General features: G+C 72.8%; 17 protein-coding genes and 1 pseudogene. All 18 read left to right on the top strand.

Going from position 1 to position 14,813, the window contains the following annotated elements; genetic code table 11:
• The first annotated feature begins 230 nt into the window (after nt 1-230).
• The 18 genes and pseudogenes from ACFVHV_RS08380 to ACFVHV_RS08295 all read left to right on the top strand — a co-directional run bounded on the left by ACFVHV_RS08380 (nt 231) and on the right by ACFVHV_RS08295 (nt 14,775).
• The gene (locus ACFVHV_RS08380; RefSeq protein WP_380349858.1) at nt 231-695 is read left to right on the top strand and encodes a hypothetical protein; all 465 of its coding nucleotides are present in this window, start codon (nt 231-233) and stop codon (nt 693-695) included.
• A gap of 1 nt (nt 696) precedes the next feature.
• Nucleotides 697-1,293, top strand: coding sequence for a hypothetical protein (locus ACFVHV_RS08375; protein WP_380349855.1), 597 nt, complete (start codon nt 697-699; stop codon nt 1,291-1,293).
• Between the two features lie 12 nt (nt 1,294-1,305).
• A complete protein-coding gene (locus tag ACFVHV_RS08370; RefSeq protein ID WP_380349853.1) occupies nt 1,306-1,740 on the top strand; it encodes a hypothetical protein in 435 nt (144 codons plus the stop codon).
• A 12-nt stretch (nt 1,741-1,752) separates the two neighbouring features.
• Nucleotides 1,753-2,616, top strand: a complete 864-nt coding sequence (locus ACFVHV_RS08365) for a DUF317 domain-containing protein (RefSeq protein ID WP_380349850.1) — start codon at nt 1,753-1,755, stop codon at nt 2,614-2,616.
• 220 nt (nt 2,617-2,836) lie between these two features.
• Entirely contained in the window at nt 2,837-3,340 is a 504-nt protein-coding gene (locus ACFVHV_RS08360) for a hypothetical protein (protein WP_380349848.1), read from the top strand.
• A 161-nt stretch (nt 3,341-3,501) separates the two neighbouring features.
• Nucleotides 3,502-5,256, top strand: coding sequence for a type IV secretory system conjugative DNA transfer family protein (locus ACFVHV_RS08355; RefSeq protein WP_380350042.1), 1,755 nt, complete (start codon nt 3,502-3,504; stop codon nt 5,254-5,256).
• Nucleotides 5,257-5,318: 62 nt separating this feature from the next.
• Nucleotides 5,319-6,152 (top strand): hypothetical protein, encoded by an 834-nt coding sequence (locus tag ACFVHV_RS08350; protein ID WP_380350039.1) that lies wholly within the window; start codon nt 5,319-5,321, stop codon nt 6,150-6,152.
• Nucleotides 6,149-6,331: a hypothetical protein gene (locus ACFVHV_RS08345; protein WP_380349845.1), complete on the top strand. Its 183-nt coding sequence runs from the start codon at nt 6,149-6,151 to the stop codon at nt 6,329-6,331. The genes ACFVHV_RS08350 and ACFVHV_RS08345 overlap by 4 nt, the downstream gene beginning before the upstream one ends.
• A gap of 566 nt (nt 6,332-6,897) precedes the next feature.
• Nucleotides 6,898-7,806, top strand: a complete 909-nt coding sequence (locus tag ACFVHV_RS08340; RefSeq protein WP_380349842.1) for a hypothetical protein — start codon at nt 6,898-6,900, stop codon at nt 7,804-7,806.
• Nucleotides 7,803-9,257, top strand: a complete 1,455-nt coding sequence (locus ACFVHV_RS08335) for a DNA cytosine methyltransferase (RefSeq protein WP_380349839.1) — start codon at nt 7,803-7,805, stop codon at nt 9,255-9,257. The genes ACFVHV_RS08340 and ACFVHV_RS08335 overlap by 4 nt, the downstream gene beginning before the upstream one ends.
• Nucleotides 9,258-9,347: 90 nt before the next feature.
• A complete protein-coding gene (locus tag ACFVHV_RS08330; RefSeq protein ID WP_380349836.1) occupies nt 9,348-9,584 on the top strand; it encodes a hypothetical protein in 237 nt (78 codons plus the stop codon).
• A complete protein-coding gene (locus ACFVHV_RS08325; RefSeq protein ID WP_380349833.1) occupies nt 9,581-10,705 on the top strand; it encodes a DnaB-like helicase N-terminal domain-containing protein in 1,125 nt (374 codons plus the stop codon). Before ACFVHV_RS08330 ends, ACFVHV_RS08325 begins: the two co-directional genes overlap by 4 nt.
• 15 nt (nt 10,706-10,720) lie before the next feature.
• A complete protein-coding gene (locus ACFVHV_RS08320; RefSeq protein ID WP_380349830.1) occupies nt 10,721-11,311 on the top strand; it encodes a hypothetical protein in 591 nt (196 codons plus the stop codon).
• Nucleotides 11,312-11,328: 17 nt separating this feature from the next.
• Nucleotides 11,329-11,865 (top strand): hypothetical protein, encoded by a 537-nt coding sequence (locus tag ACFVHV_RS08315; protein ID WP_380349827.1) that lies wholly within the window; start codon nt 11,329-11,331, stop codon nt 11,863-11,865.
• Nucleotides 11,862-12,509 carry a hypothetical protein gene (locus ACFVHV_RS08310; protein ID WP_380349824.1) on the top strand — a complete coding sequence of 216 codons (648 nt, stop codon included), beginning with the start codon at nt 11,862-11,864 and terminating at the stop codon, nt 12,507-12,509. The genes ACFVHV_RS08315 and ACFVHV_RS08310 overlap by 4 nt, the downstream gene beginning before the upstream one ends.
• 498 nt (nt 12,510-13,007) lie before the next feature.
• On the top strand, nt 13,008-13,799 hold the full coding sequence (locus tag ACFVHV_RS08305) for a hypothetical protein (RefSeq protein ID WP_380349821.1): 792 nt from the start codon (nt 13,008-13,010) through the stop codon (nt 13,797-13,799).
• A gap of 174 nt (nt 13,800-13,973) precedes the next feature.
• Nucleotides 13,974-14,321, top strand: a pseudogene (locus tag ACFVHV_RS08300) (DNA cytosine methyltransferase); the annotation flags it as partial.
• A 133-nt stretch (nt 14,322-14,454) separates the two neighbouring features.
• On the top strand, nt 14,455-14,775 hold the full coding sequence (locus tag ACFVHV_RS08295; RefSeq protein ID WP_380349818.1) for a hypothetical protein: 321 nt from the start codon (nt 14,455-14,457) through the stop codon (nt 14,773-14,775).
• The last annotated feature ends 38 nt before the right edge of the window (nt 14,776-14,813 follow it).

Below are 14,813 nucleotides of genomic sequence, written 5' to 3'. Positions count from 1 at the left end.
ACCATCGACACCACCCCGGCCCGGCCTGTCCCGGGGGTGCGCCCGGCCGCGGCACACGCGCTCGTGGTGCAGGTGCTCCGGGCGGAGTCCGCTCGGCGCGTGCTCTGCGCCGACGCCTCGACGCTGCCCGACGCCCTGCCGTCATCGTCCGCCGCCAGGGTCCTCGGCCTGCCTGCCCCACGCGGCTGAGGCCCCCGCGCTCACCCTGATCACCGTTGAGAGAAGAGCCTTTGCCCAACCCCGATGACCCCGAGCGTCTGTTCCACTTCTACGTCGACGGATCGGTCCACGGCCCGTACCCCGGTCTGGTCCGCGAGCGCGAGACTCTGGGCCATGCCGGTCCGTACTGCTCGCCGGTCTTCACCCGGCCCGTCGCCGAGCGGATCGTCGAGGACCTCCACCTCGACAACTGTGGCCTGACGGGCCGCTGGGAGGACAACCGACTCACCTTCGAGTGGGGCGCCGACTACGACGGCGACGGGGGCGCAGAGACCGTCGAGCCCGACTCGCGGGGCCTGTACAAGATCGGCGGGCGGTGGCCGTGGGACTACGACGGACCGCTGGACGCCGCCGAACGCCACCAGGCCGCGCTTGCCCGCCCCTCGCGCAAGGCCGCCGCCACGAACAAGCAGGCGACTGCGGCAGTGGCGCTCGTCGGCGCGGGACCGACGCCCGGCCCAGCCGCCGGACGGTGACGTGCACCCCGTCCTCTCACGGACCTCGTCGGTCGACGACCTGCTCACCGGTCTCGCGGCGACCGCCGCCCGCAACGGCCGGCCGCTACGAGTGTTGGACGCCTGGGAGCCCGTCACCGACCTCGCGAAGCTGCCCCCGGCCGTCTTCGCCCGGGAACTGGCCGCCCACCTGCCGACCGTCTCGTCACCGGCGCAGGCCATCCGCTCCCGCCTCGTGTGGCAGTGTGCGCTGCGTGCCGACCCCGGCTTCCCGCAGCCGTCGGATGCGCGCTTCGCGCAGGTCGCCCGGCGCATCCTGGCCGCCACCGGCATCGCCCGGCCCGACGATCCGCACGCTTGCCGGTGGGTCGTGATCCGCACCGACGAGCACGAGGCCCGCATCATCGCCCCGCTCGCCCGCGCGGACGGCACCCTCGCCGAGACCACCCGGGACCGGGCTTTGGCCCTGGCGGTGTGCCAGCTGGACGAGCACACCGAGCGGCACTCCCGTGCCGGCGCCGCACTCACCATGCCGACACCTCGCTCCGCGCTCGTCGCCTCCCCGCCCGCCGCCCGCACGAGCACCGTGCCGGTGGCGGCCCGGCCCCTCACCCGCTGAATGCAGGAGCCCATGCCCGCCAACCCAACACTCGACGCCGCGCAGTCCGCGGTCGCCCGGGCCAGCTCCGCGCTGCGGGAAGTCGAGGAACTCGCCGACTCCATGACCGCGGAGGAGGCCGCCGAGGTCCTGCAGAACCTCACCCTCCAGCCCGGTCCGGCCCACCGCCTCGCCGCCGCGGTCACCGCGCTCGGCAACCAGCTCGCCTCGCAGCTGGGCGACCAGCCCCACCTGTGGGAGCCCGTCCTCGAAGGCGGCAGCCGGATCACCGCTGCGGCCTGGCGAGCCGCAGCTCCCACCGAGGAGGTCCTCGTCACGGGCGGACGACGCCAAGCGGCCATCGCGTCCTCACCAGCGATCCGGGCTGCCGGTCCCGGAGCCGAGTTCCACCTTGCGCCCGCCGCCGTCGCACCGCACTCCCGCATCGTCGAACCGCCCCGCCGCTGAAACCGGAGACCCATGCCCCAGGACGAATTCCTCGTCCAGCCCCGCTATCTGGCGGGCGCAGGCGACATCAGCCGCGTGCTCCAGCCCCTCGTCCAGGTGCACGGCTGGCCACATGAGAACAACCCTGCCGCCAACCGCGTCGCGGCCACCAGCCCGTGCGGTCGGATCGAGGTCCTCGCAGAGCACCAGATCTTCCACCTGTGGAAGGTCAGCGTCCGGGCTCGGCCTGGCGATGCCCAGCCGCTGTGGCAAGCGACGTTCACCAAGGAGACGCCCGCCGAGATCGTCGGCTCGCTCACCCAGGCCCTGGCCGCCGACCGGTTCGTGGCCCCCCGGGAGATCGTCGCCGAGTGGCCTGGCCACCCGGACGCCGCGTGGCGCCCCCTCCTCAAGGCCGGCTGGACGCCCTCCGACCGGACCGCTGCACACTTCGGCGACGGAGACGGCGGCACCGTCAGCGTCGACGTGCCCGGCGCCGCAGGCGCGAACGTCACGGTCGTCGACGGTATCCGCCTCACCTCGCCCGACGGTAAGGCGTCGCTGGTCCACACCCCCAAGCCCGACCACCTCTTCTCCGGCGGCCTGGTCGGTCACTGGACGATCGACGCGGCGTTCGGCCCGACGTGGGACGACCAGTGGACAGCGGTTCTCACCGCAGCGACCCCGATGCGGTACATGGCCATGCTGACCTCCGCCGTCGCCGACCCGACGCCCGTCGTTCGGACCAGCGCCCAGATCAGCGCCGCGACCCGCGCCGCAGCCAGTGTGCGGCCGGCCCCACCGCCGAGGAGGACCAACCCCTTGCGGTCGTTCGAGGCCGAGCAGGCCGCGTTCAACCCCCGTCACCCGAACCAGGGCCACCCCCTGCGACGCTGAACCAGAAAGGCGCCCCCTGACCGAGCCGATCACCATCGCGCGCTTTCCGACCAGCCATGGCACCACCGCAAGCGCCTGGGCCCAGGCACCAGACCTGGTCAGCCGTACCCTCCTCACCCGTGCCGGCTTCCGCGCCGACGGCAGCGGCCCCAACTCAATCTGCACCGCGGAGAGCCCAGTCCGCGGCGACGTCAACCGGCGCATCCGACTGGCCGAGCAGATGCTCACCGCCGCCGGATACCCGACGAAGGTCTTCCCGCCCCTTGAGCCCGCCGAACAAGCTTCGCTGACCTCAATGCATTGGGCGGACATCAAGTCCCAACTCATCACCGCCACCGCCGAGGTCCACGCCGCCGTGACCACGGACGACCTCCGCGAAGCGATCAAGCCGCTGATGGACCCCGAGCACGGAGTCCTGGAGCGGATTACCGCGCTACTGGACACCGCCGCACAGCGCGTGACCGGCCTCGACGAGAACGCACCAGCCGCATCCTCCGCATCCGAGCTGGCCCATGCCCTGCAGAGCGCCAGTACGGCGCTGACCAGCGCCGGATACCGCATCGTGACGCCGGGCAGCACCCCGGCCGACGAGGCCGCCTCCGCACGCGCCACGGCGGCCCTCACACACACGGCCGCAACGCTCCCCGCAGCCACCCAAGCAGAAACGTTTCCCTCTGTTGCGCCGGCTGCACAGCGCCCTTACGGCAGCGCCCCCTCGCGCTGACGTCCCGTCCCGGCTGACCACCCGCCGGGCCGCGCCGATCACACCGTCCCGGGCCTCTGTCCCGCAGTGATCACCGCGCCCTCTCCCGCCCGCTTCCGGGCCCCTGCCGCGAGACGCCAAGCGCCCGGCAGGCCAACTCCTCTCCCCCGCAAGGAACGCTCCTGCCCTCCGCTCCCAAGTCCCCCTCGCAGAGCCCGGGCACCGACGCACTCCTGTACGCGCTGATCGGCGCGGGCCTCACGCTCGCCGTCTTCGGATCTCTCGCCTGGCTCGGCGGCAATACCGCCAACTACCTGACCGACAGCGGCCCGTGGAGCAACCCGTTCACGCCGGTCACCGCTGCCCTCCACCCCAACCACCTCTACCCGCACCTGGCCTCGCTGCCGCTGCTGATCAGCACCCGCATCCTGCCGGCGCTGGTGTCAATCGCTCTGGCCGCCATGGGCCTGTGGCTGTGGAGCCGACGCCGCCGAACGACCGACGGTCTCGCCGGGGCGCGCGACCTCGCCCCGCTCCTGCCCAAGGAGATCACCACCAAGGCCCGCGACCTGCGCCCCAGCCTCGCCAGCGCCAAGGAACTACGCCCGGACGACACCGGCATCCTCCTCGGCAACCTCGCGAACGGCACCGAGGTCCGCTCCTGCTGGGAGGACGTCTGCGTCGCCATCATGGCGCCCCGCAGCGGCAAGACCACCAGCCTCGCCGTTCCCGCGATCCTGCGCGCACCCGGCCCCGTCCTGCTCACCTCGAACAAGGCCGCACGGGACGCCTACACGGCAACTCTCGACGCCCGCAGTGCAGTTGGCCGGGTCTGGACGATGGACCCGCAGGGCATCGCCCACACCCCGCAGGGCATGTGGTGGAACATCCTGGCCGACGCCAAGGACCTGCCGGGCGCCCGCCGCCTCGCCGGCCACTTCGTCGCTGCGGCCGTCGACGAGAGCAGTCAGGGCGACTTCTGGTCCACCGCCGCCCAGAACACCCTGTGCGCATTGTTCCTCTCGGCGGGCGTCGACAAGCGCCCGATCACGGACGTCCTCAAGTGGCTGGCCGTGCCTTCCGACCGCACGCCGATCGATATTCTCCGCGACCACCGGATGACGGCCATCGCGGATCAGCTCCAGGGCACCGTATCCGGCGCCGTCGAAACACGCGACGGAATCTATGAAACGGCCCGCCAGTATGCGGCGTGCCTCCTGGATCCGAAGATCTCCCGATGGGTCACGCCGAATGCGGACCTGCCGGAGTTCCGACCGGAGGAGTTCGTCACCAACCGCGACACGCTTTACCTACTCAGCAAGGATGGCGGCGGCAGCGCGGGTGCCCTGATCGCGGCGGCGGCCGACTCCGTGATGCGTACCGCGACCATTCAGGCCGAACGGGCCGGCGGCCGTCTCGACCCGCCGCTCCTTGCGATCCTGGACGAGGCGGCAAATGTCTGCAAGATCTCGGACCTTCCCGACTTGTATTCCCATCTCGGGTCGCGTGGCGTCATTCCTATCACCATTTTGCAGAGCTACCGCCAGGGCCAGAAGGTGTGGGGCGAGGCGGGAATGGACGCGATGTGGAGCGCCGCCACCATCAAGTTGGTCGGCTCCGGAATCGACGACGCGGATTTCGCGGACAAGCTCTCCAGGCTGGTTGGTGAGCACGATGTCGAGACCATCTCGCATTCCACGTCGGAATCCGGCCGGTCGACCTCCACCAGCATGCGCCAGGAGCGGATCCTGCCACCCGACAAGATCCGCGCACTGCGCAAGGGAACGGCTCTCCTGCTCGCGACCGGCCTTCGCCCCGCCCTGCTTGACCTGCGGCCTTGGTACAAGGAACCGGGAGCCAGCGCGATCGGGGCGGCGTCCTCGAAGCAGACCGCGCTCATCACCGAGCGGGCCATGGCGGCGGGTGAGGCCGCATGAGCCACGCCACCGAGCCGGCCAGCCGAATTCTCTCTCTCGGCGCCGGCGTGCAATCCACGACCTTGCTTCTTCTGTCCGCACTCGGGGAGCTTCCGAAGCTCGACTACGCGATTTTCTCGGACACCGGATGGGAGCCGTCCGCGGTCTACCGGCACCTGGACGAGGTGGAGCGGCGCATCGCCCGGCCCGCGAACATCCCGATTCTGCGGGTCTCCTCAGGGAACATCCGCGAGGATGCTCTCGACCCCGCGCACCGATTCGCCTCGATGCCGCTCTACATTCTCAATAAGGACGGCAGTCCGGGAATGACGCGGCGGCAATGCACCGGCGAATATAAGATTAAGCCGATCAAGCGCGAGGTGCGCCGGATTCTCGGGTATCCCTATCCAACTCGCGTGCCCCGTGGGGTGTTCGTAGAGCAGTGGATCGGGATCTCCACCGACGAGTTCCACCGCGCGAAGGACTCGGACGTCAAGTACACGCGGCACACGTTCCCGCTGATCGATCTGGACCTGTCCCGCGCCGACTGCCTTCGGCTGCTGGCCGAGCACGGGTGGGAATCCACGCCGAAATCCGCGTGCCTGGGATGTCCTTTTCACGGAAATGCCCAGTGGCGGCAGATCCGTGACGAATCCCCGGAGGAATGGGCGGACGTCGTCGAATTCGACGAACGCATACGTGCCGGGAACGCGCGGGCGACGGCCGACGGCAGGCCCCTGCTCGGCCAGGCCTACCTGCACCGCTCCCGCCAGCCGCTGGCCATCGCTCCGATCGACAAGCTCACCCGCAACGAGTTGCGCGCCCTCCAGCAGCAGGCCGAGGTCACCGAGGACGAGCTGGAACTCGGGTCCGAGGGCGGGTGCAGCCCGTTCTCCTGCCGGGGCGAGGCGGCGTGACCGAGCCCATCCGGCAGAACTCCGGTGAGCCACGCGTCTCCTCGGGCCCCGTCGACTGGACCGGCATGCTCAACCGGGCCGAGCGGCCCGGCGAACTGGCCGACGTCCTGGAGCAGACGGCCGGCGAGAGCGGCCTGGTCGGCGCGCTGCACCAGTTCCTGGAACGGGCAGCCGAGTAGTTCCGCGAGCAGGGCACCGGCCGCGGCAGCGCCTACGCGCTCGCCTTCGACGCCCACGCCGAGGCGGTCCGCCTCATCGGCGACGGCCTCGCCGACGCCGCCGCCGACCTGGAGAACGACGCGCCCTCCCCCGCGCACTGCCGCTGCCCGCGCCGACCACCGCGCCGACCACCCAGCCCTCGCCTACACGGCCCCGCTCTGGCAGCCGACCGCCGCAGCACTCGAACGACGCAGCCGCTGACGCCCCGGGGCGACCGCCAGGCGAGCACCTGCACCACCGCCCCGCCTCAGGTCGGAGTACGACTCCGGCCCCTCACCTTGGAGTTGCCATCACCCGTCACCGTTCGACCGAGCCGCCCGTCCCCCCGGTCGACCTCGCCGTCTCCACCGGGGCCTGGCGCGACTACCAGCAGGCCCTGTCCCGCTGGGCCGCGCGCAGGGCCGAGATCGCGGCCGAGACCAAGCAGGGCCCCAGCGCCGAGACCCTGCCGCCGGCCCGGCACACCCCGCCGCCGACCGGCCCGTCGCGCCGCCGCTGAGTCCGCCGTCCCCTCACCCACCAGGAGGTGTCCGCCCTGGATCCCTGGCGCATACCCGTCGACCGGGCAACCGCCCTGCGCCTGATCTGCCCGCTGCCGGACGGAGCGGTCGCCGGAGTACAACAGGTCGCCCGCCGTGGCAACTTCGTCATCACCGCCGTCCTCACCCAGACCATCCGTCACGACACGTGGGACGGCATCCGGATCGGAGTCGCCTCTCCCGGCGGCGGGGAGGTCGCCGCGAACTGGTTCGGCTTCGCCGAACACCAGGTCTTCGGCGAGGCGGGGCGTCTTCGCGAGGCCGGCCACCACGAACTCGACCGCGTCAACCAGGCGCGCCTCCTCCAGTACGACCGCATCCGGGCCGGACGCCTCCGCGACGCCGTCGACGTCTACACCGCAGCCGTCGCCTCACCGGCGCCCCCCGAGTTCGCCGCCTCGGCCCGCCTGGGCGCCTTGGACGGCCTGGCCCGACGCCTCGACCACGTCGGCTCCACCTACCCGCACGTCCTCGCGGGCCGATCCTTCATCCACGCGGAGATGCTGCGCGAGGTCCACTCGGAGCTCCACCACGACCTCCTCCCGCTGACCGGAGAGCGCCAGGCCGCCGACAACGCCCCACTCGGCCTGACCAACGGGCTGGCCGCCATGCGCAAGCTGGCCGAGAGCGTGCTCGAACTGGCCGTCAGCGCGGACTCCGCCGAGCACCCAGCAGGTGCCCACTTCCGTGAGCAGGCCCAGGCGCTGGCCGCGATCGACGAGCAGATCACCGCGGACTACGCACGGTCACTTGGGTCCGCCACGGGCGATCGGGCCACCGCCGCTCGCCGCAGGTCGCTGATGATCGCCGCCGAAGGCACCCCCGACGGTCCGGTCGCGGAGGCTGCCCCGCCCACCGGGCTGCAGGCCCGGGCAGTGGGGCGGCCGGTGCGATGACCTACCGGTACCCGGAGATCCCGCCGCGCGACTTCCGGCCCCGTCTGTCCACCGCAGGTGACCTGCACTGGCCGGACGAAGGCCCGCAGATGGGCCCGTGGACGCACAGCGAACTCGTGGCCCTCGCCTACCCATGGCCGGTCGCCTGGCTGTTCCCCCCGCAGCCCGGGGAGCCCCAGCGCGTCGTCAACTTGTTTGCGGGGGCGGGCGGCTGGGAGCAGGGCCTGCGCGTCCTCGACGCCGGCGCCGATAGGTTCGACGTCGTCGGTGTCGAGATCAACTTCGACGCCTCGGCGACGGCGGTCGCGGCCGGAGGGCGGCGGATCGTCGCCGATGTCCGGAGCCTGGACCTGGCCAACCCGGCGCTGCGCTACGTGGAAGGGCTCACGGTGAGCGCGCCCTGCCAGGTCTGGACGCCCGCCGGCCTGCGGCAGGGGCACCAGGATCACAACATCGAGCTGCTCCTCGACACGTTCACGATGGCGTGCGAGGCGACGTTCGGCCATTGGCACGACAGCGGGGAATGCGACGAGGCGGCGGACTGCGGCGTCTGCTCGGACCCCGAGTGGGACGGCTACGGCGGGTTCACGGGTCCGCTCCTGACCTACGAAGAGGCGCGATCGCTGGTGCCGCAGATGAGCGACGAGCGCATCGGGCTGATCGCCGAGACGCTGATCTGGTCGCTCACCCTCACCGCCCGGTACGACAACCTGCGCTGGCTGGCGATGGAGCAGAGCAGCGCATTGCCGGAGATCGTGCTGGACGCCCTGCGCGACGAGCTGTACACCGCCGACTGGTGCAGTGCCGGCTACCGCGTCCTGGACGCCGCCGACACAGGCCTCGCCTCCCACCGGCGACGGGTCTACCTGGTCGCCGGGCGCCACCACTACGTCAACGTCGAGGCGATGCACCCGGCTTCGCCCATGCCGCAGCGCACGGCGGCGCAGGCGCTCGACTGGCCCGAGGGCGTGCGCGTCAACACGCGCGGAAACAGGAAGACGTCCGGCGGCAACGAGTGGAGCGCGGACAAGGTGGCGCCGGGCATCACCAGCAAGATCCGGGGCTGGTACTGGGCCCACGACAAGGAACGGCGCTTCACGGTGCCCGAGGCGGCGCTGCTGGTCGGGATGCCCGCCGACTACCCCTGGACCGGATCGCGCAGCTCCGCCACCCAGCAGCTCGGCGACATCGTCGCCCCGACCGAGGCCGCCCGCGTGGTCGGTGCCCTGCTCAACATACCGTGGCAGGACAAGGTCGACCACTACCTGGCTCAGATCTACGGTCCGGACAGCCTGGCCCTGGCCGCGCCCCGCGAGGCGCCGCCGACCTCCGAGCGGGCGGCGGCGGCCACCGCCACGTCGCAGCAGGTCGAGACGCTGCCCGGCTTCGAGGACTGGCTCGCCGGCGCGACGCCGGCCGCCCCTCGCGGTGGCGCGGCCCGCCGCCGCTGACCGGAACACGCGCTGCGGCCAGCCAACCGACACCCCTTTCTCCTACTGCTCCCTCCACATCTCTTTCCCCCCAGACGACTTGAGCTCCTGGTGACCTACTCCCCCCTCCCTCGCAACCTCGCCCGCTCCGCCTTCGCTCCGGGATCTACCCCCGACTCGGAGACCGTCGCCGAACTGCCGATGCCCATCGCACGGGTCGACGGCCGATGGCACCTGGCCATCGGCCGCGGCAGCGTACCGATCCACGACGAGGCACTGGTCCGCGACCTGCAGACGCTCAGCACGCTCCTGGCGCCCGCCCCCGCCCGAATGGACGCGGGCCGGTGAGCGCGACCAGCCGCGACCTCAGCCCGCAGCTGCACGCAGAGCAGGCCGCGCTCGGGGCCTGTCTCCTCGACCCCGGGCAACTCGCCGCCCTGGGATCGTGGTTGGAGCCGAGGCACTTTTACCGCCCTGCGCACGTCGCGTTCTTCGCGCTGCTGCTCGACCACCAGGCCGCCGGGCAGCGGGCGACCACCGAGGACGCCCGGCGCGACTGGGCACTCGAAGTGATCGGCGTAGCCCGCCGGACGATCCCCGGGTTCGCCGCCAGCTACGGCCACACCCTGGTGGCTGCCTGCCCCTCCTCTGCGCACGCGGCTGCCTACGGCCGGATGGTGCTGGAGACCGCGGTGCGCCGGTCGCTGGAGGAGCACGCCCACAGGCTGCTGGCCGCCGCGGAGAGCGGTTCGGTGCAGGACACGGTCGAACTGACCGGCACACTGCACGCGGTGATCGAGCGCCTCGCCGCCGCTTGGGGGCCGATCGAGACCCGCTCCCGGCACCCCCTGGCCCAAGCCGCGCCCTCCTGCGACGGTCGCGCGGCGCAGGCCGCCCGGGACCACGAACGGATGCTGCTGTCCACGCTCATCGGCGCCGCTGGCCAGGTCGGACCGGTCGCGTCCTGGCTGACCGAGGCCGACTTCGTCGACGACGGCCACCGCGTGGTGTTCCAGGCCATGGCCGCGCTCGACCACCGCGGCGAGCCGGTCGACGAACTCACGGTGCTCTGGGAGGTCCAGCGCCGTGGCGCCGTGGCCGAGGGCACGATCGGCGTCGCACAGGTCCGCGACCTGCTCGATCCGGTCCCCGGCGACCCGGCGTACTGGGCCGAGCAGGTGCTGCACTGCTCGCTGCTGCGGGCCTCGGCGACCTCCGCCGGCATCGTCCGGGTGATGGCCCTGGACGCCTCCGTCGGCGCCGACCGTCTGCTCGGTGCGTCCCTGCGGGCACTTGAGCCCGCCGACCGGCTGCGCGAACGCCACCGCGCCGCCACCGGCACCAGCGGCCCGACCCGCTCCGGCCCGCTGGTCCTGGGAACCCGCCGCCAGGACGCCGCCACCCGCTCCTCCACGCTGGCCGACCGCTCGAACCACCCCGCGGCCGAACCCGCCCGCCCCCGCCGCTGACTGCCCGGAGAGTACGTGCCCCTGCCCGATCCGAACACCCGATCCGCCCAGCGGCTGCGCACGGCCGCCGACCGCGCCCAGGCCCTGGAGGCGGCCCTGCCCCGCGCCTGGCGTGAGGAGGGCCTGCCCGGCCTGCCCGAACTCGCCGCCCACGCCACCGCGATCCGCGACCACCACCAGCAGGTCCTCGACTCCGCCGCAGCGCTGACCTCACGCCCGCACCCCACGACCGCCGACCGGGCCGAGACCCGGGCGCTGAGCACCGCCGCCGAACACCTCGGCGCCGCCACCGCGGCCATCAGCAGGGCCGCGACCATGGCCGCCCGGCTCCACGAAGCCGACGGTCTGGGCAGCCCGCGTGCCGCCGAGACCCGCGAGCGAGCCACCCAGCACCTGAACCTGGGCCTCTCACACGCCCGGCTCGCGCTGCGCGAAACCACCGAGCAGCTGCGCCGCGACGCCGTGCTGCTCACCGGTCCGGACCCTGAACGGACCGCGCGCCGTCTCGCGGCCATCTCCCGCACCACGTCGCCCAACGCCCGCGTCCTCGTGTCCCCCGCGAGGACGGCCGACATGCCCCGGCAGGCTGCCGGGCGCCGCCGCTGAATCCCGGATCACCGCCCATGACCAGCACCCCCGCCACCTACCGGGACGACCTCACCGCCATCGCCCGGATGCTGCGCCTGCTCGGCCGAACCACCGCCCCGGCCCCCGGCCAGGGCCAGCAACCGCCCGACCCGATCATGATCCTGGGCCGCTCCGGCCAGGCTGCGGGCTTCATCCGGCACTGCGCGGACAACGCCCACCGCTGGCGGGAGATCGACGCATCCGGCAACCCCTCGGCCCCCGCCCTGGCCGCCGGATTCACCGCGGCGGCCCTCCACGCCGCGACGGTCAACCAGCACCTGGCGAAGGCCGCCGGCCTCGCCCTCACGCTCTCCCTGACCGAGCGCGGCGCCCCCCGCACCGCTGCCGAAGTCCGCTACAAGCGCCGCCACGCCGCCACGGCCACCGCTCTCGCCGCCGCGGAGGCAGAAGCCGACCTCGGCCACGACCGCGTCCTCGAACTCGCCAACCGCATCGTGAGCCAGCCCGCGCCTTCGCGGCCTGAACCGGCACACGCGACTGCCGCTGCTCCTGCTGCCAGGAGCCGCCGTTGATCGCCGATCGCGCCGAGGACGTGGCACGCTACCTGCGCGCCCTGGCCGACGACGTGTCCACGCAGGCCGGCGCCACCGCGACGGACCTGCCGCATCCCGTCGCCCTGGCCCAGCGGCTGGAGCGTCTCGCCCTTCTCCAGAAGGACGCGGCCTTGAACGCCGGGCACTACGGCCAGAGCGCGCCGGAGCCACCGAGCGCCTCGGGTGTCGGCACGGTGCATTTCGCGACCGCGGCGGCCCGGCTGGGCCTGGCCTGCGCCGTCCTCGGGGAAGTCCTGGAGGCGAGCGCCCACCTCCACCATCCCGCCGCCGGCCTCGACGAGCCGGTCCTGCGCTCCACGATCAGCCAGGGACTGGAGAGCGTGCGCGTCACACTGACCGGCCTAGCCACCGACCTGCACGTGGCCCACGTAGCCGTCGCGCAGGGTCCTCCGTGGCCGCCGCCTCCGGCTCCCGCCGCCTTCGCCCCCGCAGGCACGGCCGGTCCCACCGGCCTGGCGGAATTTCCGCCCGCCGCCGGCGACCACGAACTCCGGGCCGACGCCGCCAGGCGCCGCACCCCGAACCTCGTCGTCGTGGCACCCCCGGCGACCTCCGCCACGCCCGGGCCGTCCGCCACCGTCCTGCCCTTCCGCCGCACCTGACCGCCCGCTACCTCGCCGGCCCCGCTCCCCGGAGGCACACCACGCCCACCCCTGCTCCGACCGTCGACGACTACCAGCAGCGCCTGCGCCAGGTCGCCGCGCAAGCCGACGCCCTGGCCGAGAAGCTGCCCGGCGCCTACGCCGCCACCGGCCCCGGCGTCCCCGACGCCTCCGTGGTCGCCATGCACCTGGGCGCGCTCCAGTTCGTTCAGACCAGCACCCTGGCCGCTGCGGAACTGGCCTCGGCCATCCCGCTGGATCCCAAGACCACAACCCCGGCTCGCCGCACGGCGATCGCCCTCGGCCATGCCCACACCCGCGTCGTCACCGCGACCCAGCAGCTCAGCGTCCTCTTCCAGCACTCCCTGTCCGCCGATGTCTGGGCGATGCCCGAGACCCAGCCGGTGAACCCGGCCGAGTTCTACACCGCCGCCCAGCACCAACTCGCCGCCGCCGCGCGGGAGCTGCGCATCGAGGCGGACCGGCTCCCCGCCGCGGGTGCGTCGCACGTTCCCGCGCAGGCACGGCCGCAGGCCGCCAGGAGCATCGGCCAGCGACTGCGCGGCGCCTTCGGCCGCCGCTCCGCTGAGCCTGCCGCCGTCACCGCCCTTCCCCGCAGCGCCACCACCGCCCGCCGCTGAACCCCGAGGACCCGACCTGCCGTACGTCACCCCTGTCGAGACCCAGACCCTCTGGCTGCTCGGCCTCGCCAACGACTTCCACCTCCACAGCGAGGAGCTGTTCAGGATCTACTGCCACCGCGACCCCCAGATCGAGCGCCTCACCGCGGCGCTGGAGGGCCTGGGCAAGACCCAGGAGGCTCTGCTGTCGAACGCCACCGACCCCCCTCCCGCCGAGTCGACCGCGCCGGAGGACATCGCCTGGCGGCGCTGCACCGTCGCCTACGCCTACGCCGGCCTGCTCACCGCGAAGGCGACGCTGCGTGCCCAGCCCGCCCTCGTCGCCGCCGTGCAGATGCGCCTCAACCCCGTGCCGCTCTACCACTACTCGCCCGAGCGGGGCGCCTACTTCAAGGGGCTGTCTGCCACCCGCGAGGTCCTTGACGAGGCCACGTGGAAGCTCAGGGAGGTCGCCGAGCACCTGACCGGCCCGGAGCCCGACCTGCTCAAGGCCGTCACCGGCGAGTTCGCCCACAAGGCGGTGCGCAGCGCCGCCGTCTCCCAGCGCCCCACCACGCCGAAGACCGCCGCCGAGGCCGCCGGGCCCACCGCCACGGTGGTGCTCGCGCCCGCCGCCTCGGCGGGCGCAGCACAGGGGGTGAGCCGATGACCGCGCCGGGCGGCGCCTGGCCGCGAATCGGCAGCATGTGCAGCGGGTACGGCGGTCTGGACCTCGGCGTCCAGGCCGTGCTCGGCGGCGAGGTCGTGTGGCACGCCGAGGTGAACCCCTCCGCCGCCCAGATCCTCTCCCACCACTGGCCTAGAGACGCCGAATCTCGGCGACATCACCGCAGTTAACTGGTCGAGCGTCCCTCCGATCGATGTCCTGGCAGCCGGTTTCCCATGCCAGGACCTGAGCGTGGCCGGCAAGCGCGCCGGCCTGGTGGAGGGCACCCGCTCCGGACTGTGGCTGACCATCGCCCGTGCGATCGACGTCCTCAAACCTCAGATGGTGGTGATCGAAAACGTCCGTGGAATCCTCTCCGCCCCTGCTGCCTCGCCAGCCGATGGCGACCTGGAATGCCCGTGGTGCGGTCTGGGAGAAGACGGAGGTGAGCCTGCTCTGCGGGCACTCGGCGCTGTTCTCGGAGACCTGGCCGACCTCCGGATGGATGCGCGCTGGACGGTGCTACCAGCGTCCGCCGTCGGAGCACCTCACCGGCGCGAGCGCTGCTTCCTCGTCGCCTGGCCTTCCGACCCCACGGGCGCGCGATGCCAAGGGGCCGGACGCCTGGCGGCAGGACCTGGGCCACACGGTGACGCTCATGAAGACGCCGACGTCCAACTTGGGTGCGATCGGCGGCTCGCAGCACCCGGACAAACGCCGCTCGGGCGGGCACGGCCCGAACCTCGCGGACGAGGTGGAGCACATGCTGCTGCCGACCCCGAAGGCGAGCGACGGGACGCACGGGGGACCGAACTCACGCGGCTCCAAGGGCGACCTGACGCTGCCTGCGACGGCGGCCCGGCTGCCCTCCGCGAGGCCCGGCGGGGCGAGCGCCCCGCAGCGCACAGCAGGGGAAACGATCCCGCGCCCGCCGATGCAGACCGCCCTGCCGATCGGGGACAGCACCGGAACGCGCTGAACCGCTGGGGCCCGTACGCGTCGGCCATCGCCCGCTGG

The sequence above is a fragment of the Kitasatospora sp. NPDC127116 genome, assembly GCF_042677365.1.
GTDB classification, from domain to species: domain Bacteria; phylum Actinomycetota; class Actinomycetes; order Streptomycetales; family Streptomycetaceae; genus Kitasatospora; species Kitasatospora lactacystinica.
This window is presented reverse-complemented; position numbering and strand designations above follow the sequence as displayed.